The organism is Alteromonas sp. S005 (genome assembly GCF_036864475.1).
GTDB lineage: Bacteria > Pseudomonadota > Gammaproteobacteria > Enterobacterales > Alteromonadaceae > Alteromonas.
Genome location: NZ_JAZETN010000012.1, coordinates 85,655 through 108,808, shown reverse-complemented (window position 1 = coordinate 108,808; position 23,154 = coordinate 85,655). Strand labels below are relative to the sequence as shown.

Below are 23,154 nucleotides of genomic sequence, written 5' to 3'. Positions count from 1 at the left end.
AGAGTCGTATTATGTTGAAACGATCTCTATGAATCACACACATAAACGTCCTTGTTGTCTTAAATATTCTGACTACTGTCTTCGAAGACCGTAATTAAAGATTCATCCAAATAGGGACCGATCTCGCTAAAATCGTAAATGCTATTTATGTTCTTATTGCTAATGATCCTTCTGCATTTTAATTTAGTTAAAAATGAATCACTACTAGCAACGGTGAGAATATCTTGTTCAAGATCTCCAGCTAGTTTTTCAGCCAATTTAGATTCTAATCTTCGCGAAATATTCTCAATAGAAGGCAAATGCTCTTCGTTAGCGTTATCGACCCAATCTTTGGTCCTCGTTAGATGATTCTCAATTACCTCGAAAGTTTTTTCAATTTTTATGTTTTTCTGCAACCGGTAAGCAAGTATTGGGTCATGTTTTGAAAGCTCTAAAATAGCGCTGTCAAACTGAGAGGAGAAATCTACTCGCAGTTCTTTCTTCATACCAATGATTAACGAATTAAATGCTTTTTCAAGGGCAATTCGTAGCTCTGCTTCGAATGCTGATTTATCTTTAGGCGAGAATGCTTGGTCATTCAATTTCTCTAAATACAGCTTCAAGTAACCGTCAATCGCGCGATCTGTATTAATTACTGAATTGATAAATACATTGCGTAACTCAAGGAGTAAATAAATTATTGTTCGATTACTTTCTTTTTTTCTCTCTGAATTTTCCATATATATGTTGCTAAGGCTACTAAAATAGTTGCACTAGCGGTAATAAAGGATCCCAAAATCTTAAGTTCTATCATGTAACTCTCGTGCGATAAACTCATCAACTAAAGATGCTAACAAATGCAAAATTAGTTTTTGTTTATGAAGTAGATTAATAAGTATCAGCAATTTTGTAATACTGTGAAGATAGCGTTTTGCGCAGACTCTCTAAATTCACGACCAATTCTTGGTGTGTATGAAGGGTGGGGGGCTGATATTACAGTTGTTTTAAAATCGCCTTTTTGCAGGCTACCTACTGAAAACTTGAACGTTACTCTACCTCTCACTTCGTGATGTTGTATGTCCGTTAAGTTTGAAGAGTGTAGTAGCCAATTCTTTGATGATGGGCTATTAAAGCTTTTGGGAACAAGAACAACCTTTGGCTTGAAGTACTCGATTATCTGATTGTTCAGCTCGTAGGAAAACTGAATAGCTCTCTCTAAAAGCGCTTTATCGTATTTAGCCAACTGAGAAGTGAAGCTTTTAAAATCCTTACTTCCCCACAGCACTATGTTAGCCATGAGCGTTTTGTGTTCACCAAACCGCTTATTGAATATCTCTGAGTAGAATTGCCACTTGTTGTTTGGCTTGTTAATAGGATCCCACAATGGGACATTCGCACCGTCGCTATTTTTGTACGCTTCGCTGAAATTGTCGTTCATGGCTTGTTGCACAAACCCCTCGTAGTGAGAAGGGGAGGAAGGAGACAAAATAGCGTCGAGAGATTCAGGAACATTAGGATTTGAGCCTAACCAAATTACATCGACTGATTCGGCATTGAGCTTACTTAATACTTTTGCTGTCTCGATTTCCCCGAAGATAGAGCCTCTAAACGGTATCGAATAAGAGCCTGTACCTCTCTTGAGCGCTTTATTTTCTTGGTTTTCTACAAAGTCAGAAATACTATTGTTTATTTCTTCAAATATATTCAACGTCATGTCCCTATGGTTTGCTTGCGTATTCTTTACTGAGCGACTTTTTAACTTTTTCGTATGCTTTTTATGAACTAAAGATGCGGTAATGCTTATCTTGCTTCCAAGTGCATTGACTCGGTATAAGGTTAAATTTATCACATACCAAGGTTTGAAGCTCAACGCTCTGTACCACTTTTCTGTCTGCATATATTTTAAAGAACTTTGAGTTTCCAGAGTAGATCACTCTACCCCTGCTGACTTCTTGATATTCAACAGCAATGAGCTCAGGAAAACACCGAAGGTATATTCTATGCTCTTCCCACTCTACTAAATGGCTAAAGTCACTGTCATAGAGTGAAAGGCTATCAGGCTCTGCACTATTCAAAGGCATTACTTTAGCAAGTACAGTCGACTTGTAGACCCAAAAAATACCAATATGAGGCAGCTTAGCTTTCATCTTGTATATCTCCAATATGTTGACGTCATCCAACTGTCTTTACAGAGATTTACAACCCTTGAATTATCTAACATTTACTGCTGACGTGAGCGCTATTCGCTTGCATGACATATCGTAGTAATAAACGGAAAGCTAACTTCTTATCTTTACTCGAATAGGTAACGTTAATATAGATTAACGTTACCTGTCTCAATCAATGTTCCGAGATCGATGAAATAATTAGAAACAGCATAAAAGTGTTATTCAATTGATACTAGGGAAGATGCAAATAAGTTCCTAACGTGAGATCATGACTGCATGTTAAGTTACATTCTCTACTGCTCGTGAGCCAACAGTTAATTATTGCCAGTAGTCAGCTAAAGCAAGCGCTGATAGCCCTATAAAGAGGTTTTCCTATCACGGATAGACAACTTATTACCGTGCTCACAATTGATAGAAGTGATTGAACTTTTTTATCCTAAAGCTGATATTAATCGCCTTATTCATATGCAGAAAAATAAGTGAAGCAGAGAGTATCTATAACCGCGGGGCGAGAGTCACTTATCGACCAGCGCTTGAGTGGCACTTAAGTTGAAATCGCTGAAGTTAGTTTGTGCCTCAACGATTTAAACAGAATATCTGATTTCTCTTTCAAGTTACCGATGAATTTATATTTATCGGGTGTGTTTATTTATATAGCTCCTCAAGCCTCCTCAATTTTTTTGTATTTCTGGTTAGCCCCCGTTATAACGTTAATGGAACTGGACAAAAGGGAAGTATTGGGGCGGCTACTTAAAGCGTTCAAGTTCTACCGCAATATCTGAATTATGGAGTTAGAGACGCGCCCAAAAATTTGCATGGTTGTAGGCTATCTCTCTCATCATGACTATTTCCTAAATTCTGCCGATGAACGGGTTATTCTAATCACAAATCAGCCTCAACTGTTTACCAATTCGCGAAAATCAATTATTCTCCATATTGGTTATGTTTAATGCTTAAGAAATGTTTAAATCCATATCAAAACTAGTATTAGTGTTTACAGTGCTATCTGCCCTCGTCGGGCAAGCGATGGCTGTAGATACTATGAGTTTTGAAATGGCTATTGATAACAAACATTACAATAGTAATTCTGAATCGAATTGCTCTACGAACATGAGCAATGGTATGAGAGTAGATTCTAGCAGTTCCGAAAACGCTAGTATTAAAGATTGTTGCAACACTTCGGAATGCACATGCCCACCAGGTGGTTGTACTCATGCTCCCGTCCTTATAGCTTCCATGATGATTGTTCAACACCCAGTGGTGCCGGACGCTTCATTTGGCTTGTTCTTCCAACAGCCAGTTTCAGTAACTTCCTCACTTTTTCGCCCACCGATATTTGCCTAACACAGGATCAGTGCGTCCAAATCTCACGCACAATTTGTTTCAGTTCCTATTTATTATCTAGGTGCTAGTGTACCTATATGTGCCAGCTTTGTCTGGAGGCAAAAATGTTAAAAAAAATCACCTATCAAGCTGCGGTATTACTGCTAATTCTACCTAGCGTTGCCATGGCAAATATCCACCATGGCGCAAACGACGCCTTTGAATTATTGGTCTATAAATCACCATCGTGTGGATGCTGTAAAAAGTGGATAACTCATCTAGAAAGCCAAGGGTTTCAACTACGTACAAAGGACTTTCATAACTTGAGCGACATCAAGAACGAATACGGAATTTCGCCAAATCTTCGCTCTTGCCATACCGCTGTTACAGAAAGTGGCTTTGTATTTGAAGGCCATGTCCCTTCTAAGTTTATAAAACGATTCTTGTTAGAAGAACATCCAAAGGCTATCGGGTTATCTGTTCCAGCTATGCCAGTAGGTTCACCCGGAATGGAAGTAGCAGAGCAGTTTATGCCTTATACCGTTTTCATTATATATCAAGATGGGAGCTACGAACCTTACGCGAAAGTAGAAAGCTACGAAAGTCAATTCGATTGAAGTCAAAGTTAAACAAATAAATGCGCACTTTTGACAATCAAAGCAATTTTAATTTTTAAAAACCAAAGATAGAGGTAATCATGAAAGCACTTGTTAAATCATTTGCAATATTTAGTGTACTGCTAAGCAGCGTGGCATTAGCACATGAGGCTATAGAAATTAAATCTAGCACACCAAGCAAAAATGCAATGCTGATGGAGGCCCCAATGGAACTATCAGTCAGCTTTACCAAGGGAGTTAGATTAATAAAAGTAGTTTTAAAAGATAGTGAAGGTGCAAAAGTTGATTTTGGCTTTGAACCTCCGAAAGAGGTTGCAACGGATTATTCTTGGACCTTACCTAAATTACGTCCAGGTTCATACAATGTTGAGTTCATCATGCTTGGCTCCGATGGGCACAAGATGAAAGATAGTTTTGGATTTATGGTGCACTAAAAAGGGGATTCAGCTGTGGAAATGTATATCTGGAACACTGTAATTGTAGTGACAAAGCTAATGTTTTATTTAGGTTTCGCGGCCACAGCTGGATATACATTTTTCTGGCGAGATATTAACGACAGTAGGACAAGTTATACAACGCCATCTTATAGCGCTGTATGGGTAAAGGTTTGTGTCTTTGTTGCGTTTATTTCTAATGCAGTGTGGTTTATCGCGAACACTGGAGCGATGGTAGAAGAGGGAATTCAAGGCGCACTTGACCCCTTTATGCTTAAGATAATGTTGAGTTCTCCTATCGGTGAAGTCACCTTGTATCGTGCGGGGGGGTTAGCCGTAGCTTTAATAACTATCTACTTATTGAAATTTAAACCTCTTAAACCTTTCCTAAGGTTAAAGTCTTGCTTACTTGTGCTGTGTCTATTCACTCTCTCGTACACATTTACTTTAACCGGCCACGTTTCTGAATTAGGAAGTATTGCTCGAATACTACTTATGGTTCACGTATTTGTTATGGCTTGGTGGTTTGGTGCATTGATTCCGTTAAAGCTCTCCTGCCATTACCAGAGCTACGAAAAGCTTTATAAATTAATGGATAGGTTTGGTACGCAGGCGGCCGTATTGGTTACCTTATTATTATCTGCAGGCATTTGGCTAGCTATTCAATTGGTAGGTAGTTTTGAAGGGTTATTTAGCTCCATATATGGGCAAACTCTTCTTGTTAAAATGTTCCTTGTAACTAGCATTCTAGCTATTGCTATACGGCACAAACTGAAATTAGTCCCAAAACTTAAAAGTGGCTCGGGAAGCGAAGCACTCTCAAAATCCATTTCATTAGAGTTAACAATAGCAGTTGCTATTTTAATCATTACTTCTGGGCTTACGAGTATTGTAGGTCCCGAAAGATAAAACTTAGAAGAGAAATTCAAATGAAAATTAAATTATTAGTCTTACTATTTATCATGCCCGTAATCATGAGTTTTGCTGCTAGTGCCCATGAAAAAGAACATCATGAGAAAGGTATGTTTAGTGGGTTAGATACGCCTGCAGCTAAAATAGTTATTGCATTCCATCACGCGCTTAATACGGGAGACAAAATCACTGCGAAGAGCCTACTGGCGGATGATGTGACTATTTATGAAGGAGGCGGAGTTGAGAGGAGCGCAGATGAATATGCTCAACATCATATGAATTCAGATATGGAATATCTATCGTCAGTGACAAATAAAGCGTTGGAGCATCAAGTCAAAGTTCTGGGCAACACAGCAATCTCCGCATCGCGGTTTCTGGTCAATGGGATGTTTAAGGGGGAAGAGAGAGACTACCAAAGTATGGAAACAATTGTCTTAATCAACACCGAAGGAGAGTGGAAAATCAAACATATTCATTGGTCAAATTGATTCGATTAACTACCCGAGAGAGCTCGTATGAAAAAATTTTTAATCATAATCATTTCGTCTTTGTTATCTTTTTTCACTTTCGCTCATGATAACAATGCAACTGATAAAGATCAGATAAAAGACATTATAAAGCAAATTGAATATGGCTGGGAGAATGGAGACGGTGCCCCCTTTAAAAAGCACTTTTTCGACTTTAAAGGCGCAAGATACTTTGAATCTGGCGGACAGAATGTAGGGTTAAGTGACTTGATAGAGCATCATGTTGAACCAGAAAAGGATGCCTTAGTTTTCTTAAGTTTAGATTTTTCTAACATTCAAACTCATGTAGAAGATGATTTTGCTTGGACACTCGTTGATACAACCGTTCAAGGAAAGGTTAGGAAGTCTGGAGAAACTTTCAACAAAACGGGGTTTCAAACCTTTCTTTTTAAAAAAGTTAACGGTGAGTGGCTGATAGTTCACACGCATTCCTCTAGTAGAAATCGTGCAAAAGACTAGCGAAATAAATGTATTGAAAGCTACTTTGGTAATATCAACGGTAGCTTTCCAGTTTGCTCAATATCAGAACCATCTCGGCTATCCTATTGCCAAAATGCCTTACACTTCATATTGGCACGAACTAAGCTTCCCGCCAGCCAATGAACCCTTATTATTCGTTTTTGCACAGATTTTTAATCAACATCGAATCCTTAAACACTTGTCCTCCCAACCTACATTTTGTTCCACATACGCTATTCTCAAAAGGTGCAGAGAAATATGAAAATCGTTTATTTTGGAAACGACTTATTCTCGAATTGTTTGTTACTTCTAATTAAAAATAGATTGAACATTGAACGCGTTTTTATAAACGATGTTCAGGAAAATGCGAGCTTCATCAAACGAATTTGTCGTAAATACAATATTGTTTATTCCACTGAAAAACCAAGTATCGTGACTCTTAAAGGATATTTAAATGACGAACAGACAGTCTTTGTTGTAGCCGATTACGGATACAAAGTACCCACAAACGAAATAAAATATGCGATTAATATCCACCCATCTTTACTACCCAAAAGTAGAGGCCCAACCCCACTCACCTACATTATCGACAACCCTGAGAACGCGGGTGTTAGCATTCATAAACTCACTGAGAAACTTGATGCAGGTAGCATCCTAATCCAAGAGAAATTTGAGGTCGAAAACAATGAAACGATTTCATCATTGATGGTCAAGTCTCAGTTACTCGCAGAAACTCTGTTAGAAGAATTACTTAATAACTTTAATGAACTTTATAATAACGCCACACCTCAATTGGAAAAGCTAGCGTCATTCCAAAGTCTACCTCCAGTAAAAAGAAGGTTTGTAAATTGGGATCAAAACACCGCTCAATTTAGTCATGCCCTTCGACAGTATGGGCACTTTGGGATTCTTATTTCGTTAGATAACGCGTTATATATCGCAAATGATGTCGAAGTCACAACTTTCAGTCACGATTTCACGTGCGGTAGCATAATCTTTGAGGATGCACTGATTAAAAGCATTGCTATAAATGATGGCTATGTTGTACTTTCTAAGCGTAGTTTAAGGCTATATGAATCAAGAGTACTAAACTAGTTGATTACGGCTTTAATGTTTAAAGGTCCTAAGCACTTTTTTGTGTTGTGTTGATCTACGTCAAAGTAAGAATAACGGAATACCGCTACTATTCCCTTACTCACTGATGGAGTTTATTGTGTCAGGCATTTATAAGTGGTTTAAATTAGTACTAATAGCTGCGCTGCTTTCACAGCACGGCTTTGCTATGACGAACCCAATTAAATGTGATGGTCACGACACATCAGAATCTCATATGTCCTCAAATGATTCCTTATCAAGCGTAGAACATACTACTTTAAATAATCACACACTTCATTCAGAAAAGAACCAGGATGTACAGCACTGCGAAGGAAATGATCAATCGATATGCGCGTGCTGTATAGGTGCTTACTGTGCAACTTCTTTAACCCAATTTTGTATACTTTCAAATATTGAAATTCTGATAAGTGAAAACATTAAGCAAAGCTCATTTTCAGATATAAATATTACCCCTTTAATTGGTATACACTCTCCTCCCTTCCACCCTCCGATTAAGAGCTACACATAAACTCAGTGAGGCTTTTCTCTAAGTTTTCTTTACTAATCAATTGCAATCAAAGAATGTCTTAGACGATCAACTGCTTAATTAATATACATTAAGACACTGTTTGCTATCAGTAAACGAACAGCAAGTATTATCCGCCTCACTTACAAACGCATTACATCTTAGAACCGAAAGTTTCACGAGTTACATGCCTATTGACTCGCGTCCCACACACAGGTTTAGCCTTTAGGTATAAGTAAAATTTTAGGTTAAAGACATCGGAACAACTATGAAAGTAAGAGAGATCGCAAGCGCCTTGGCTACAACGCCAGATACTGTTCGCTATTACACGCGCTTGCAGTTAATAACGCCGGCAAAATCTGACAATGGTTATAAATTCTATTCAACGAAAGATGCTTCCAGGTTGCGGTTTATATTAAGTGCAAGGCATTTAGGTTTTTCAGTTGAAGATATCAAGCAAATTCTCAGAGAAGCAGATAATGGAAAGACCGCTTGTCCCCTAGTTAGAACCTTAATTGCAAGAAGGCTAGCAGAAACAGAAAGACAATTTAAGGCAATGTTGTTACTCAGGCAAAATATGATGCTGGCAGTAAGGAAATGGGGAGCAATGGGTGACAAAGCCCCATCCTCACACGTGGTCTGTCATTTAATAGAAGAGTTTGAACACACCGTCCTGGAGGAAAACATAAATGACAGAACTTAATGCAGGTGTTTCTTCAGAAAAATTGTTGTCCGTCAAAAAACAAGTCTTCTAAAAATAGGAAAAAAGGAGAGCACTATGAGTGCAGAAGTAACACAGCGACAATTAGTGATAGAAGGCGCCGGATGTGCCAGTTGCGTTGGAAAAATAGAAGCTGCCTTGAAGCAGACGCCGGGAGTGCAGAATGCCGAAATGAACTTTGCAGACAGAACAGTACTTGTAACGGGTACAGCGGATTCTCAATTATTGGTTCAAGCAGTAGAGTCCGTTGGTTACAACGCAAAGCCTTTCGAAGATAAGCCTGACACTGATGTAGTCGATGAAAAAGAAGCAGCGGATAGGACCTATTACAAAAAGCTGATGCGAGATACTTTCATTGCGCTTTCGCTAGGTATCCCTCTAATGACTTATAGCATTGTTGTCGACGAAATGACGGTCGAGACTAATGTCGAGAGGTTGTTGTGGCTAGCAGTTGGCCTACTGACGCTGGGTGTAATGTTCTTTTCCGGCCGGCATTTTTACATCGGTGCGTGGAAGAGCTTTAAAAATCATTCTGCCAATATGGATACACTCATTGCACTTGGTACAGGCACAGCATGGTTCTATTCGATGTTGGTAGTGTTGGTACCTGAAGCAGTGCCGTTAATGGCAAGGCACGTTTATTTTGAAGCTACAGCTATGATCATTGGTCTAATTGATCTGGGGCTTGCCTTAGAACTAAAAGCCCGCGGAAAAACCTCAGAAGCAATCAAACGTTTAATTGGATTACAAGCGAAAACAGCCACGGTTATTCGCGACAATAAAGAGGTCCAGGTCGCTATCGAGCAAGTGCTTTTTAACGATGTCATCAAAGTCAGGCCTGGAGAAAAAGTGCCTGTTGATGGTGTGGTTGTTGAAGGCCATACGTCAATCGACGAGTCCATGCTAACCGGGGAACCGATGCCAGTTGAAAAATCACATGACGATGAAGTCGTTGCTGGAACTCTCAACAAGTCAGGAATGTTTCTATTTAAAGCAACTCGAGTAGGTAAAGACACGGCACTGGCGCAAATCATTGCAATGGTTAAACGCGCACAAAATTCAAAGCCGCCTATTGGGCGCTTGGCCGACGTGATATCCGCTTACTTTGTTCCTGTGGTCATGATTATATCTGTGCTCAGTGCGCTAGCATGGCTGAACTTTGGGCCTGAGCCCGCACTGGCATTTGCCATAGTTTCGGCCACCACTGTATTGATCATTGCTTGTCCATGTGCATTGGGCCTAGCCACGCCGATGTCAGTTATGGTGGGGGTTGGAAAGGCTGCTGAAGCCGGCGTGCTAATTCGCAACGGCGAAGCGCTACAAACGGCATCAAAAATCAGTGTGATGATACTGGATAAAACCGGAACGATTACGGAAGGTACACCCAAGGTCACTGACATAATTTTAGCCAATTTCAGTGATGAAAAGACAGTGCTGCAATTGGCAGCTAGTCTGGAAAATGGTTCAGAGCACCCATTAGCAATGGCGATAGTAGAAAGTGCCCACGACCAGGGCATTGAGCTGCTGAAAACCGAAGAGTTTAATGCGATTACCGGTATGGGGGTTGAAGGCCGTTGTGAAGGAAAGGCCTTATTGTTTGGTAACAGCAAGCTTATGGCTTCAAAAGGGGTGGGCATAGGTAATTATTCAGAGAAAGCACAAACACTGGCCAAAGACGCCAAAACTCCCATGTATTTCGCTGTAGATGGACAACTTGCTGCCATCATAGCGGTTGCCGACCCGATAAAACCTGACTCTGTTTCTGCCATCAAGCGTCTTCAGGCTAATGATATCCGGGTCATCATGTTAACGGGGGACAACAAAGAAACTGCTGCTGCAGTGGCAAAGAAAGCGGCAATAAGCGAGTTTTTTGCTGAAGTATTGCCCGAAGATAAGGCCAACAAAGTACATGAATTACAGCAGCAGAGAGAAGTAGTGGGTATGACTGGTGATGGAATTAACGATGCTCCGGCTCTTGCCTTGGCTGATGTTGGCTTTGCCATTGGTACAGGAACGGACGTTGCCATTGAAAGCGCCGATATCACCCTGATGCGCGGCTCGTTGCATGGTCTGGCCGATGCTATAGCGGTTAGTAAAGCCACCTTGCGCAACATTAAGCAAAACTTGTTTGGAGCCTTTATCTACAACGTAGCAGGTATACCTTTTGCGGCGGGCGTGCTCTATCCATTTTTCGGAGTATTGCTAAGCCCAGTTATCGCCGGAGCCGCCATGGCATTTTCTTCGTTAACAGTGGTATCAAATGCGAACCGGCTTCGCCTATTCAAGGCAAAGGACCACTAAGGAGTTTTCTTATGATGATAATTAATATTGTAGGACTTACGGGTATTGCACTGATTATTTGGTGGTTTTGGTTATACAAGCCTGATCAGACAGTTACTGAAAGTAACGAAATACTCATAGAAGTAAAAAATGGCGTGTACTCACCAGCGTCTATTCAGGTAAACGCAAACCAATCTGTTACGTTGAAGTTTTTGCGCAAAGATGAGTCTCCCTGTTCCGAAGTACTGCTAATTCCTTCATTAGATATCAGTGAGCAGCTAACGCTTAATGAGGTAACACCAATTCACCTCGAAAACGTCCCACAGGGCGAACATACTTTTCACTGCCAGATGCAGATGTATCGCGGTGTTCTTACGGTGGTATAGGAGGAGTCATGAAAAACAGTCACCCCAGATTTTGGTCAACACCTACAGGGTGGGCAGCATTAGCGATGATCGCTGCCGTTACTTATTTTTTAATTTTCGAACATGGTCATCATGTCCTTCAGTTTCTTCCCTATTTGATTTTATTGCTGTGCCCATTCATGCATATATTCATGCACAGTAGCCACGGTAAACACGGACACGCCCACGAACATTCTCGCGACAGTGACAATAAGCAGAAAAGTTTTCAGGAATTGAGTGATAACAACGCGGCTTATCGTGATGGATACATTCAGGGGTTGGAGGAAGGCCGAAAGGAGTCACTTAAAAAGGACAACCAAGATGAATGATACATATGATTATGGCTTATGGTCAATGGTGATACTGAACTCAGCTATTTTTATCTTTTTTGCATTCAGTTTTGTAAAGCCAAAATCTTCCACCGACTGGCGAAGTTTGGGGGTATTTTCTGCGTTTATTGTAGCCCTGTTTACCGAAATGTATGGCTTCCCACTGACTATTTATTTCTTGTCAGGATGGCTTGCTGAAACCTATCCGGAAGTAAACTTTTTTGCGCACGAAAACGGACATCTGTTGCATACTTTCTTTGGTTTTAAAGGCGACGCCCACTGGGACCCATTTCATATCGCCAGTATGGTATTTATTGTTGCAGGATTCTTTATCTTGTCCTCAGCATGGAATGTGCTGCACCACGCTCAGAAGAACCATCACTTAGCTAAGACTGGATGGTATGCGCGGTGTCGCCACCCTCAATATTTAGCCTTCATACTGATCATGTTCGGTTTTTTGTTGCAATGGCCGACCATTCCCACACTGGTCATGTTTCCAGTTTTAGTTGTTGTGTATGTGAAACTGGCAAAGCGTGAAGAAGCTCTGGCTATTGCTGAATTTGGCGATGAGTATGTGAGCTATATCAACACGACACCTGGCTGGATCCCAAACCTCAACTTTAAATTAAAAGGTGAAAACCATGAAAAAATTCACTAAATCAATCATTTTTTCAACCACATTAGTAATGGCTGCAACATCGCAAGCTCAACAAATGGAAGAGCATGAGCATAAGGGCTCAGACAAGCCAGAGATTCAAACGGGAATGCCTATGCGTGGCCAAGATATGCATATGATGAATGCAAAAATAAAGTCGATGAAGGAAGAAGTTAACGCTATCAAAGAAGAAAAGAATCCCAGCAAGCAGCGTGAAATGATGAAAAAACACATGCAATCCATGATGGGAATGATGCATATAATGCACGAAAAAATGGAAGGGCAACCCATGCAAAACCAAGTTGATATGGCAGAAAGGCATCTTAAGATGATGGAAGTAATGATGTCGAAAATGGATGGAAGCCATTCACCCGAATCTCAGAAACATTCAAATTAACACCCGAGGAGAAAGATATGAGTGATTTAGACCACAGAGTCGGTGTCAGAGAAGCAAATTTAGTCGTTCGGATTTACGGCTCAGCAATGTCTATGAGGCAAATTGCGAGCCCCTAATTGAAGAGATTGACAAGCTCTTTGGCATTGATGAGGTGAGCTACAACATCAAAGAAGGGGCTATTCACCTGGCATATGATGCGACACATATCGATTTAGACGGTATTGAAGCGATCATTCGAAAACACGGCGCAGATCTTCACAATGACTGGTGGACACACACAAAAGAAGGTTATTACCAGTTTGTAGATCAAAATATAAAAGACAATGCGACGCACAAACCGTGGAGTTGCCACCACTTGCCGCAGGGCGCTCACAGGAAGCGTACATAACCTTATTGTGCTCTACGTTCTCACTCAACAACAATGCTGAGCGATGTCGTTACATTATGATGCTGGCTTTAAGGAGGCGTAAGATGAAAATTCGAGAAAATGTATTTGCGTTCGCGTGCGCCGCATCGTTCAGCTTCGAGAGTGTTGTTAGTTCTTTGTTCATTATTACAATGCCCGACATGATGTCACCCATGGCTGGTAATATAATGTTTTCAGACTGGCAAGGGATGATATGGAACGTGCCTTTATTGGGTGTAGTGATAGGCGGAGCTTTATGGGCTTTGTTCGCAGGTGTACTGGGTTGGCTTATTGCCAGTATTTACAATAGGCAGCTGTAGTAGTGAGGGCTAAATAAATAGTCAGTATTTGTCCTTTTAGCACAGGTACGATATTTGCTGATATCTACTGCCACATAAATTTAAACTAACGGTGAGATATTATGATAACCAATAATTCAGAATTAGCCTTACAGCAAGCCATGCAACTACCCAGTCAAACCAATACAGAGAAGCAGGGTTGTAGCCAGCCACCTGAGTCAAAAGGACAGGAGTTTGCTGAAATAATGAATACACTGAAGCAGCAAAAAAGCGGTTAAAGTGTGCCACGAGTAAAAATAACCGGCACGCTAATGCCGGTTAATTCCTTTCCTATTCATAACAACTGCGCTTACCTTTTAGGCTGCTACTCTGCCTACGCTGAATATTGTCTTACTCCGTCGATGTAGTTCATGAACAGCTTCAATGATTTGCATCAGTTATAATTTTTATCATCATCATCATACGCATGGAGCTTTAGAAACCATTTCTCAGCCGCGAATACGATAAGAAGTCCAGCCACAGAAATCCCAACAATGAAGATATCTGATTTTGCTTTCACCCACATAAAAGATAGAAGAACAATGATATCGAGAATAATTGCACTGACTAGTACCCAAGCTTTAGCTTGCACATCATCTCGTAAATGCTTGAACACTCCCCAGTGGATGAAAATATCCATTACGATATAAAAAACTACACCGATGGAGGCTATGCGGCTCAAATCGAAGAATATGGTAAGAAATATTGCGATGACTAACGTATAAATTAAGGAATGTCTTCTTATATCTCCCGGTAATGAAAAATGACGGTGAGGCACAAGTTGCATTGATGTAAGCATCGATAGCATTCTTGAAACAGCGAAGATGCTGGCAACGACACCGGAAGACGTGGCAATAATCGCGAAAGCTATAGTAAACCAAGCACCATACTGGCCGAATGCGGGTCGAGATGCTTCAGCAAGCGAATAATCTTTTGCCTGTATTATTTCGCCAATTGATAAATTTGCTCCTACTGCAACTGCGACAAAAACATAAAGTACCACACAAATGGATATAGAAATGACTATGGCCCTTCCTACATTTTTTTCTGGTTGTTTGAGCTCGCCTCCGCTGTTTGTGATTGTAGTGAATCCTTTGTATCCCAAAATACCAAGTGCCACGGCTCCGAGAAAACCGGTTGCGCTGGTATCTTGCGGTTGAGCTGAAACGCTCTCAAACGACAAACCGGTTGCCCACAGCCCACCAATTGCCAAAACTGCAAGTCCTGCTATTTTGATAAAAGCCATAATAAATGAGAGGGTCTGTATGAATTGATTACTCAAAATATTAACAATGAATGCCACAATAAGAAGACTCACGCCAAGCGCTGGTATAAGCCACTCAGCGCCCTGAGAGTCAAACAATTGTAGGACATAAGTGCCAAAAGTGCGGGCTACCAAACTTTCATTGATAACCATGGAAAAAAACATTAGCAATGCACAGGCACCAGTCAGCAGACCTCTACCATAGGCTTTTTTCAGAAACATGGCGATACCACCTGCAGAGGGGTATTTCTGTGCCATTTTGATGTAACTGTATGAGCTAAACCCTGCAATTATCGCTGCAACTAAAAACGCAAAAGGAAACCATGTGCCTGCCAGCTCTGCTATTTGCCCGGTTAAAGCAAATATACCAGCACCTATCATTACACCAGTTCCCATCGATACCGCGCCCCAGAGGCTTAACGAATCTTTCCTGTTTGAATGCTCGTGTTCATTCATATTGGTTACTCCTTTATGTCATGTGAGCCTGAGTAACAACAAAAGCAACCTGCAGCAAATATAAGGACACAGGCCCATTACAAAACAAATTCGAAGACGTGTAGAAAGAAATAACTGGCAATGGCATACCAGTTATTTCATTTTTAGCGTAGGGCGTTTAAAACCAAATCCTTGCACCTAACACTACACCAGTTTCACTGGTTGACTTGCCTTCAGCCTTTAATGCATCAGCTGTATTTCCCAAAGCTTTGCTGTAATAAACACCGACATAAGGTGCTACCTCCCTCACTATTTCATGCCGATATCGCAAACCAACACGAATATTACTCAGCCCGCTTTGACGGTCATACTTTTCAGAATCGGTGAGGTTGGCAACAACTTCCAGTCGCGGTTGCAGATAGGAAACTTGACTTAGTTGCCAGTCATATTCGGTTTCATTGATGAACTGCATGTCACCGTCTTCGTTAATACGCAGTGAATTTTCCATTTCAAACCAGTACGGCGCTAGACCTTGATAACTGACCACCGCATAGTTCTCCATATCCGCATCTGATGACAGCTCTCCCTTTGTGCCCACACCAAATTGTATAGACCAAAAAGAAGAAACTAGATAACCGTACAACAGTTCTGCTCGTTCCAGATCAGTAGGCTTTCCATCGTTTTGTGTATTTTCGCCTTCACTTTTAAAAACAAGACGATGGTAATCTCCGCCATACCACGCTTGCATGTCCCAGACCGCTATATTTTGCTGCTCATCAGTGCGAGTATATTCAAGCCGGTCAAATAGAACTTGGCCAAAATATTCATTAGGGATTGGAGATGGCCAGTCATCTCTTGATTGAGCCAGAGCATTGTTAACGCTCAAAGTTAATGTTATGAGTCCTGCTATTAATATCTGTTTCATTTTGATCTCCTATGCGACCTGTACAACACGAAACATCCCTGCTTCCATGTGGTATAGCAGGTGACAATGAAACGCCCACTCACCGGGGGCATCTGCGCTGATTTGTAAAGAGACCTTCTCTCCAGGCTTGAGGCTGATCGTGTGTTTACGAGGTCTTGGATATTGGCCGTTTTCAAGCTCCATCCACATACCATGTAAATGAATAGGGTGATCCATCATAGTGTCATTAACCAAGATCAGACGTAGTCTCTCGCCATAATTGAAACGTACATATCCGTCTACTTCACTAAACTTTTTGCCATCGAACGACCACATGTACCTTTCCATATTGCCTGTTAAGTGAAGCTCAATTTGACGTTCCGGCTCCCTTTCGTCAGGCCAAGGACTTTCACCGACTAAATCTGTATAAACAAGCACACGATGTGGGCTGTCTTCCAAACCGATCCCAGGTTCATCCAGCCTAGAGCTTGGATTTTTAGCTATCATCGCTGCACCAGCGCCGTGCCCGTCTTCACTGTGGACAATTTTTATGCTTTCTACTGGGAGCTTTTTGGAGGATTTCATTTCTCCTTCCATTTGGGTGCCATGCATTGAATGGGCGCTATGCTGACCCATTTCTTTCATATCACCTTTTGGAGTAGCCATGCCCGAGCTATCGACTTTGGACTTATCCATATTCATGCCTTTCATACCAGACATGTCCATCCCCATCGCTGCCATACCACGCTCTGTGATAACTCGCTGTGGGGGAACCTCTGCAGTAAGGCCAATTGACGGGGTTAGGGTGCCACGCGCATATCCACTTCTATCAAAACTTTCCGCAAAAAAGGTATAAGCTTTTCGCTCTTTTGGCTGAACGATTACGTCATAAGTTTCCGCTACTGCAATTCGAAATTCATCCACATTTACTGGTTTAACAGGCTGACCATCTGCAGCTACAACCGTCATTTCAAGCCCTGGGATACGAAAGTCGAAATAAGTCATCGCAGAACCATTTATGATCCTCAACCGGATTTTCTCGCCTACTTTAAACAGGGCCTGCCAATTATCTTGTGGTGTCCGGCCATTCATTAAGTATGTATATGTACTGCCTGTAACGTCAGCAATATCGCGAGGGCTCATACGCATTGCACCCCACATAGCACGCTCTTCCCATGTATCGGCAAGCCCTTTTTTCTTTACGTCTTCTAACGTGTCGAAAATAGTTCGCTTTTGATAATTGTAATAACCTTCCGCTACTTTCAGTTTTCGCATAACGTCATGGGGGTCTGAAAACGTCCAATCGCTTAAAATAATTGTATGTTCCCTATCAGCCCCAATGTCTCCATTTGCAGGGTCGATCACAAGAGGTCCTAAATGACCCAACTGTTCCTGAAGGCCTGAATGACTGTGGTACCAGTAGGTGCCGTTTTGCTCGACATCGAATTCATATTTAAATGTTTCGCCAGGTTTTATTCCGGCAAAGGAAACTCCCGGAACGCCATCCATATCTGGTGGTAAAATTATCCCGTGCCAGTGTATTGAAGTATCTTGGTTTAGGTGGTTAGTTACATTGAGGTGCGCTCTCTGTCCTTCTTTCAATCTAATCAACGGGCCCGGCATTTGACCATTGATCGTTATGGGTGAGCCCATATTTGAGCCTATTGGCAATTGCGCTTTTGACACATTGAGATTTTTAATATCACCTGTCAAAACTTGATCTTTAAAATGGCGACCAACAGGTGCTGCCCATAGAGGACTAACGTTGGTTAACGCAGCCGCAGCGCTCGAGGTTAGGGCACCGAGCACAAATCTTCTGCGACCGTTGTCGATAGAATTTTTCATAGTTTTTAGCCTTTGAATTGATACTAACTGGACGAAGGAAGTTCATCCATTTAAAAAGTATTACTAACTAAGTCAGTGCCTTAGGCTATCGGTGGACGAAAAGGTGGAGTGAAAATTTTTGGGGGAACAGCTAGAGCGATAATGTCATACTGCTCAGCAAACGTTGTTTCAAATTGACGAATGGGAACGTAAAAAAGACTTGTAAAGTGGTAGCAATTGGTAGCTATACACATACAACCATCATTGCAGCAACCTGATTGATCCGAATGCGGGGGTTGTTCATCAGTGTGAGCGCTTTGATGCTTAGAACTAGGTGAACTGCTACGTTTCTCCTCATGAGCGTCTGCTAATTTGTGAGAAACCTTAGTTAATGAGCTATATTCATCCATTTTCATTTCACACGCATCAACTGGCATGGTAAACAATACCAGTAAATATCCAATGCATAGTGTGAAAATAATAAATCTCATAACTTTGTATTTGCTCTCAACCTTTACGCTATGTTATTCCTTTAGACAAGATAAGTCTTAAGGACGCTTTAAGCAATGTCAATTGCTTGTAACTAAGATAAACAACTTCCTGTGAAGTTACACAAGTAGTCTTTTCAACCTTAAAAGCTGAAAGAGTTGCTTTTATTAAGTTTAGTCGATAAGCAGCTCTTGTAACTAATAAGATAGCATGAGTAAAGCGCCTGCAATCATAAAAATGTTTTCTGATAGTGAAACAAAACCTAACGGCACGTTACTGTCCCCACCAACACAAGCACATTTGAGCTCCCGTTTATCTACATATACTGCTTTAAAAACAGAAATTGCCCCAACGGTTCCTATAAATAGTGAAAATGGCGCAACAGTTATGGCAGGCAGTTGCGCTACCATTCCTATCCCAGCGTAGGCTTCGATAAATGGGTAGATGTAACCATATCGGAGCCACCTCATTGCCAACAAGTCGTAGGTTATGAACGAATTTGTAAAACCATACAAATCTTTCAATTTTTGAACTGCAAGTAGCGTCATTGAGAAAGCAATAAAGAGAACCAGTGTTCTTATAGATATGAAGGCTTCAGAAACAAAGAACTGGAATGCAAACGATAGCAGAGCTGCCACCGAAAAAATCGCAATAACAGGTGCATAAGTAGTTCCGTTCTGCCCCGCTTCTCCTTTCCCGAAGTATTTACGAAGCTCATCATATCCACCAATTCGCTTTTCTTCGATGAAGGTTTGAGGCGTGGTTTCTACACCATGCTTTTGCTTGAAATCATCGGTCTCGCTACGTGAAGTAAGATGATTGTCTTCTACTGAATAGCCTTCTCGCTCTAGTAGGTCCTTTGATCTTAAACCGTAAGGGCAAATGTGCTCTTCAGTAACCATTCTATATAGGATAGCTTTCTTACTCATTTTCTTCTCCTTTGTTCAATTTACCTTTAAATTGCGGAATAGGTCGCTGTAGTGCCTGCTTCTGAGTTGTTGCCTTGCCATTCTCATTTATGTCCTCTAACAACCACTCCATCTCCTTTATTTCCTTTCGCTGAGCTTTGATAATGCCGTTAGCTAACTCTCGCACACGAACGTCTTCAAGGTTCGAACGTTCACTAGTCAAAATGGCTATTGAGTGATGAGGAATCATTGCTTTCATGTAGGCGGTATCTGAAATGGTACTTTGTGAACGAACAAGATAGATACACAAGGCGAAAGTAAGTGCCGCTATTATAAAAATGGCTGTATTGAGTTTCTTGTTGCTATACATACCTAACATGAAAGCTAACATTATAATCGCCATGCCTGCCCCCATATAGAGTGCCATATAAGTCCTTGTCTCACTGAACCAGACATGCGAGATAGCGTAGGTATTTAAGTACATCATTAAAAACATCGCTACAGTTGAAGTTATTATCATTGCAGCGAACTTAGAGTATTTCATATGTAATCCTTACTTAAGAAACAGTTAATATTTGTAAATCTTTCTAACAAAAGAAAGCTTGAGAGAGGTTACAAACCAATCAATCTTAACTAGTCAAGTTTTGTACCAACAAGGAAATATTATGTTTTTGTCTATATTAATAGTTTTAACTGCACTGTTGATCTGCGTAGGGCTGCATCTTTTTAATATTTCAGTAGTCGCGGACAATATCAGCGAGAGATTGAAGGGAGCTTGGATAAAAACACTGTCGGTAGTCGTTATTGCCATTTCGAGCCAACTTTTACTAGCAGTCATTTTTACTCTGGCGTATGAAATTGGACTTTATTTCGAGCTCGGCGATTTTAAGCAACCTGCCACTTCCATGGATATTTTTTACTTTTCACTAACTACGATTACTACATTGGGTCTTGGAAGTATCGAGCCGGACGGACATCTACGAATGATAGCAGGAGTTGAATCGGCTACAGGGTTTCTACTAATAAGCTGTTCAGCATCGAAAGTGTTCAAGCATATGTAATGTAAAAACTGTAACCTGAGAAGATGTAAACCTCACCCGTCAGGACTAGTTTTTAATGAAACAATGTTTCGCAAATTATTGTCTTTTTAGATACTAAAAAGCGAACAATAGAGCACTCTTTGCTTCTCTCTTAAAGAAGTTTGAGGGTATAGCTTAGCAAACGTTTCAGAACCAAAAGCACGGTTGAAAGCTGACTTTATTATCTCAAAACTGATTTAAATCTGGGCTATGATCTTGGCGCTTTTATTCGAGTCGCTTATGCAGATATATTTGGGATTACTATAGGAGCATACGCACAACTTCGGTAATTCCTTCATCCCTGATAACTCTAGTTTCCAAAAGCAGTTACAGCTTGAGTTCAAACAGATTCACATTAATCTATTCTATTGATTCAAACCAAAGTCGACTTAAAAGTATCAGTTCTTCTGGAAGCAAAGCAAAAGCCTATGGTTACTTTAACTACGATACTCGTGGCAATATTATTCATAACAGTCACTTTAGTATGAGTTACAACTTGGCGAATCAGATGACTGCGGCGAACGGATTTTCATTTACCTATGATGGATTCAATCGCCGAGTAAAGTCTGCGAAGAGCGGGAGCACGGCATATTATCATTACAGTCAAGATGGAAAGCTTCTCTTCAGTGAGAGTAATGGCGTTTGGAAAAACTACATTTATATTGGAAGTCGTCTCATAGCAAAAGATTCTAGTTCATCAGCAAGTTTTATTCATACTGATATTCTAGGCAGCACTACGGCGCAATCTAACAATAGTGGAACACTTATTAACAATAGTCGACGACACTATAAGCCATTTGGGGATACCTATGAGACTGCTAGTAATGAAATAGGCTATGCGGGACACAAGTTCGATAGTGAATTGGGCTTAAGCTATATGCAGGCACGATACTATGATCCAGTTATAGGTCGTTTTTACTCGAATGATCCTGTTGGATTCAAACTCTCTGACATATCTACATTTAACAGATACTCATACGTAAGCAATAATCCCTATAAATACGTTGACCCTGATGGTAGAGAAAAACATACTGTTAGCGTAACAGGTGAAGCGATAGCTGTTGCTGGAGCGAGAGTCTCTCTTTCATTGTCGTTCGATGATCAGACATTGGAGTTGTCGGCTTCTGTTAGTGCAAGTCCTAGACTGGGGGCTGGTTTATCATTAACACCTAGCTATCAACAGTCACCAAGTGGCGATGTGGCCAAAAACGAAACAATAGTAGAGACTTCAGTGAATGCAGACGCGGCTGTTGGGCCATTTGCGGTTGCACAGGACTTAGTTTCTGAAAAAACAATCAATGGTGACATACAACCGCAAGGAAGCGTCTCTGAACCGCAAGGTGATGCTAAAGGAAAGATTGGTGTTTCTGCCTCTGTAGGAGTGGAGGTTAAAGTCACACAATCAACAACTGCAATAGCGGATGCTGTAAATGCGGTCAAAGAAATTTTGGAGTAACTATTGAAATCAAAACTTTATGCAGTAAACAGCTCGAAATTGATGGCAATTTCGTTTGCTACTCTTGGGCTGTTTAACATTTATTACTATTACAAAAATTTTAGTAGGAAAGCTAAAGTCGAAGAATTCGACTTGGTTATCTTTGTAAAAAGTATTTTATATCCGTATTTTAGTTATTCATTTTTGGTTGATGTAGGTAGCACGACTAAACGTTCAAACTCCTTTGTGAAGTTTGTTTTTGTACTACAACTTGTATTTGTTGTCGGGGGAGTCGCGGTTGCTCATCCACTGAATCTATTGGGCTTTTTAACATTTATTCCACTCACAATAGTAAATAGTATGCTTCTTGAGGGAGATGCAGAAGTGGATGAGCTAAAGAAGTTTCCAAATGTGTTGATTTACTTAGGCTTCGCTATCGTTTCTACAATTGTTCTTTCAAGGATAGTCGATTATTTCTGATTTGAATTTGAAAACCCAAAAAGCTCGAGACTTGAGAGCTGCCAGTGAAGTTTGTGGCCAATATCTACGTCTCTAGTACGCTGAGACTGTAAAATAAATGCTCAGCGTTTTCGATTCAGAGATAAAACTTGTTGGTAAAGAACGGTGCGAATTGTAAAAATCTCTACGGGTCAATGGCAGAAAATCGTACACGGTAGACTACAAACGCTGAATATCAGGCTATTGATTTTTGCCTTATAAATCTATACGCATGAAGAATGTTAGCCGATAGATACACGTTGAGGCGAGTGCGCACAGTGAAACTGTGTGCTTCTTACACTTTTAAGTGTGTAAATAATTTAAAATACCACAGTCCCTAATGGTTTTGTTTTGATCACACTTTGACGCCATATTTTCGAGTGATGACTTTAATGCGTTTAGCTCTTCAATGCGAATAATGACGTCTGATAAATGCTTAGCTATTAACGTATTGATATTTGAACAGCTCTGATCTGGCCTCGAACGACTGTCCATTAGCGTTTTTACTTCCATGATAGACATATCTAATGAACGACACTGTTTGATAAACAGGAGTTGTTCAATAGTCCCCTTGTCGTAGACACGATAATTTCCACTTGAGCGCTTAAGCTCAGGCAAGAGCCCCTTCTTTTCATAAAAACGAATGGTCTGAATACTACAACCTGTCGTCTTTGCGACATCACCAATTTTCATTTTTTTCTCCTAACCGTTGACTCTATACCAAGTATAGACTTTATACTCATACTAT

General features: G+C 40.7%; 27 protein-coding genes and 1 pseudogene. 19 read left to right on the top strand and 9 right to left on the bottom strand.

Annotated elements, in window-relative coordinates; genetic code table 11:
• Positions 1-59: 59 nt before the first annotated feature.
• The 3 genes from V7R55_RS14180 to V7R55_RS14170 form a co-directional block, all read right to left on the bottom strand.
• The gene (locus tag V7R55_RS14180) at positions 60-719 is read right to left on the bottom strand and encodes a hypothetical protein (protein ID WP_334059974.1); all 660 of its coding nucleotides are present in this window, start codon (positions 717-719) and stop codon (positions 60-62) included.
• Positions 720-877: 158 nt separating this feature from the next.
• A complete protein-coding gene (locus V7R55_RS14175; protein WP_334059973.1) occupies positions 878-1,693 on the bottom strand; it encodes a hypothetical protein in 816 nt (271 codons plus the stop codon).
• Positions 1,694-1,754: 61 nt separating this feature from the next.
• Positions 1,755-2,126: a hypothetical protein gene (locus V7R55_RS14170; protein WP_334059972.1), complete on the bottom strand. Its 372-nt coding sequence runs from the start codon at positions 2,124-2,126 to the stop codon at positions 1,755-1,757.
• A 981-nt stretch (positions 2,127-3,107) separates the two neighbouring features.
• Between V7R55_RS14170 and V7R55_RS19535 the strand changes: the two genes are divergently transcribed.
• The 16 genes and pseudogenes from V7R55_RS19535 to V7R55_RS14090 all read left to right on the top strand — a co-directional run bounded on the left by V7R55_RS19535 (position 3,108) and on the right by V7R55_RS14090 (position 13,809).
• Positions 3,108-3,491 carry a CopL family metal-binding regulatory protein gene (locus tag V7R55_RS19535; protein ID WP_438823596.1) on the top strand — a complete coding sequence of 128 codons (384 nt, stop codon included), beginning with the start codon at positions 3,108-3,110 and terminating at the stop codon, positions 3,489-3,491.
• A 104-nt stretch (positions 3,492-3,595) separates the two neighbouring features.
• A complete protein-coding gene (locus tag V7R55_RS14160; RefSeq protein ID WP_061487085.1) occupies positions 3,596-4,087 on the top strand; it encodes a DUF411 domain-containing protein in 492 nt (163 codons plus the stop codon).
• 80 nt (positions 4,088-4,167) lie between these two features.
• Positions 4,168-4,521: a copper resistance CopC family protein gene (locus V7R55_RS14155; RefSeq protein ID WP_012516900.1), complete on the top strand. Its 354-nt coding sequence runs from the start codon at positions 4,168-4,170 to the stop codon at positions 4,519-4,521.
• Positions 4,522-4,581: 60 nt separating this feature from the next.
• Positions 4,582-5,430, top strand: a complete 849-nt coding sequence (locus V7R55_RS14150; RefSeq protein WP_246223275.1) for a copper resistance D family protein — start codon at positions 4,582-4,584, stop codon at positions 5,428-5,430.
• A 20-nt stretch (positions 5,431-5,450) separates the two neighbouring features.
• Positions 5,451-5,921 (top strand): YybH family protein, encoded by a 471-nt coding sequence (locus V7R55_RS14145; protein ID WP_012516902.1) that lies wholly within the window; start codon positions 5,451-5,453, stop codon positions 5,919-5,921.
• 27 nt (positions 5,922-5,948) lie between these two features.
• On the top strand, positions 5,949-6,419 hold the full coding sequence (locus tag V7R55_RS14140; protein WP_015066037.1) for a YybH family protein: 471 nt from the start codon (positions 5,949-5,951) through the stop codon (positions 6,417-6,419).
• A 258-nt stretch (positions 6,420-6,677) separates the two neighbouring features.
• Positions 6,678-7,514, top strand: coding sequence for a formyltransferase family protein (locus V7R55_RS14135; protein WP_015066038.1), 837 nt, complete (start codon positions 6,678-6,680; stop codon positions 7,512-7,514).
• Between the two features lie 794 nt (positions 7,515-8,308).
• Positions 8,309-8,743 (top strand): MerR family transcriptional regulator, encoded by a 435-nt coding sequence (locus tag V7R55_RS14130; RefSeq protein ID WP_012516906.1) that lies wholly within the window; start codon positions 8,309-8,311, stop codon positions 8,741-8,743.
• Between the two features lie 75 nt (positions 8,744-8,818).
• Positions 8,819-11,062 carry a heavy metal translocating P-type ATPase gene (locus V7R55_RS14125; protein WP_239220318.1) on the top strand — a complete coding sequence of 748 codons (2,244 nt, stop codon included), beginning with the start codon at positions 8,819-8,821 and terminating at the stop codon, positions 11,060-11,062.
• 11 nt (positions 11,063-11,073) lie between these two features.
• Entirely contained in the window at positions 11,074-11,427 is a 354-nt protein-coding gene (locus tag V7R55_RS14120; protein ID WP_012516908.1) for a cupredoxin domain-containing protein, read from the top strand.
• A gap of 8 nt (positions 11,428-11,435) precedes the next feature.
• A complete protein-coding gene (locus tag V7R55_RS14115) occupies positions 11,436-11,774 on the top strand; it encodes a DUF2933 domain-containing protein (protein WP_012516909.1) in 339 nt (112 codons plus the stop codon).
• Complete coding sequence (locus tag V7R55_RS14110) at positions 11,767-12,432, top strand: methyltransferase family protein (RefSeq protein WP_024015555.1); 666 nt, start codon at positions 11,767-11,769, stop codon at positions 12,430-12,432. Before V7R55_RS14115 ends, V7R55_RS14110 begins: the two co-directional genes overlap by 8 nt.
• Positions 12,416-12,826: a hypothetical protein gene (locus V7R55_RS14105; protein ID WP_012516911.1), complete on the top strand. Its 411-nt coding sequence runs from the start codon at positions 12,416-12,418 to the stop codon at positions 12,824-12,826. The genes V7R55_RS14110 and V7R55_RS14105 overlap by 17 nt, the downstream gene beginning before the upstream one ends.
• Positions 12,827-12,843: 17 nt before the next feature.
• A pseudogene (locus V7R55_RS14100) lies at positions 12,844-13,214 on the top strand (cation transporter).
• An 83-nt stretch (positions 13,215-13,297) separates the two neighbouring features.
• Positions 13,298-13,552 (top strand): DUF5676 family membrane protein, encoded by a 255-nt coding sequence (locus V7R55_RS14095; protein WP_156141719.1) that lies wholly within the window; start codon positions 13,298-13,300, stop codon positions 13,550-13,552.
• A 101-nt stretch (positions 13,553-13,653) separates the two neighbouring features.
• Positions 13,654-13,809 carry a hypothetical protein gene (locus tag V7R55_RS14090; protein ID WP_012516914.1) on the top strand — a complete coding sequence of 52 codons (156 nt, stop codon included), beginning with the start codon at positions 13,654-13,656 and terminating at the stop codon, positions 13,807-13,809.
• Between the two features lie 155 nt (positions 13,810-13,964).
• On the opposite strand, the gene V7R55_RS14085 is transcribed toward V7R55_RS14090, so the two are convergent.
• The 5 genes from V7R55_RS14085 to V7R55_RS14065 all read right to left on the bottom strand — a co-directional run bounded on the left by V7R55_RS14085 (position 13,965) and on the right by V7R55_RS14065 (position 19,938).
• Positions 13,965-15,290: an APC family permease gene (locus tag V7R55_RS14085; protein WP_012516915.1), complete on the bottom strand. Its 1,326-nt coding sequence runs from the start codon at positions 15,288-15,290 to the stop codon at positions 13,965-13,967.
• Between the two features lie 157 nt (positions 15,291-15,447).
• Positions 15,448-16,194, bottom strand: coding sequence for a copper resistance protein B (locus V7R55_RS14080; protein ID WP_156141720.1), 747 nt, complete (start codon positions 16,192-16,194; stop codon positions 15,448-15,450).
• 9 nt (positions 16,195-16,203) lie between these two features.
• The gene (locus tag V7R55_RS14075) at positions 16,204-18,018 is read right to left on the bottom strand and encodes a copper resistance system multicopper oxidase (protein WP_334059971.1); all 1,815 of its coding nucleotides are present in this window, start codon (positions 18,016-18,018) and stop codon (positions 16,204-16,206) included.
• Positions 18,019-18,683: 665 nt separating this feature from the next.
• On the bottom strand, positions 18,684-19,415 hold the full coding sequence (locus tag V7R55_RS14070) for a glutaredoxin (protein ID WP_334059970.1): 732 nt from the start codon (positions 19,413-19,415) through the stop codon (positions 18,684-18,686).
• Entirely contained in the window at positions 19,408-19,938 is a 531-nt protein-coding gene (locus V7R55_RS14065; protein WP_334059969.1) for a DUF305 domain-containing protein, read from the bottom strand. Before V7R55_RS14065 ends, V7R55_RS14070 begins: the two co-directional genes overlap by 8 nt.
• A 121-nt stretch (positions 19,939-20,059) precedes the next feature.
• Here V7R55_RS14065 and V7R55_RS14060 point away from each other — a divergent pair, with 121 nt between their 5' ends.
• The 3 genes from V7R55_RS14060 (at position 20,060) to V7R55_RS14050 (ending at position 22,388) form a co-directional block, all read left to right on the top strand.
• Positions 20,060-20,455, top strand: a complete 396-nt coding sequence (locus V7R55_RS14060) for an ion channel (protein ID WP_015066041.1) — start codon at positions 20,060-20,062, stop codon at positions 20,453-20,455.
• Positions 20,456-20,807: 352 nt separating this feature from the next.
• Positions 20,808-21,929, top strand: a complete 1,122-nt coding sequence (locus V7R55_RS14055; protein ID WP_061487024.1) for an RHS repeat-associated core domain-containing protein — start codon at positions 20,808-20,810, stop codon at positions 21,927-21,929.
• Between the two features lie 3 nt (positions 21,930-21,932).
• Positions 21,933-22,388 carry a hypothetical protein gene (locus tag V7R55_RS14050; RefSeq protein WP_139125469.1) on the top strand — a complete coding sequence of 152 codons (456 nt, stop codon included), beginning with the start codon at positions 21,933-21,935 and terminating at the stop codon, positions 22,386-22,388.
• A 321-nt stretch (positions 22,389-22,709) separates the two neighbouring features.
• Here V7R55_RS14050 and cadR read toward each other — a convergent pair whose 3' ends face one another.
• A complete protein-coding gene (gene cadR / locus V7R55_RS14045; RefSeq protein ID WP_105937005.1) occupies positions 22,710-23,099 on the bottom strand; it encodes a Cd(II)/Pb(II)-responsive transcriptional regulator in 390 nt (129 codons plus the stop codon).
• Positions 23,100-23,154 lie beyond the last annotated feature (55 nt).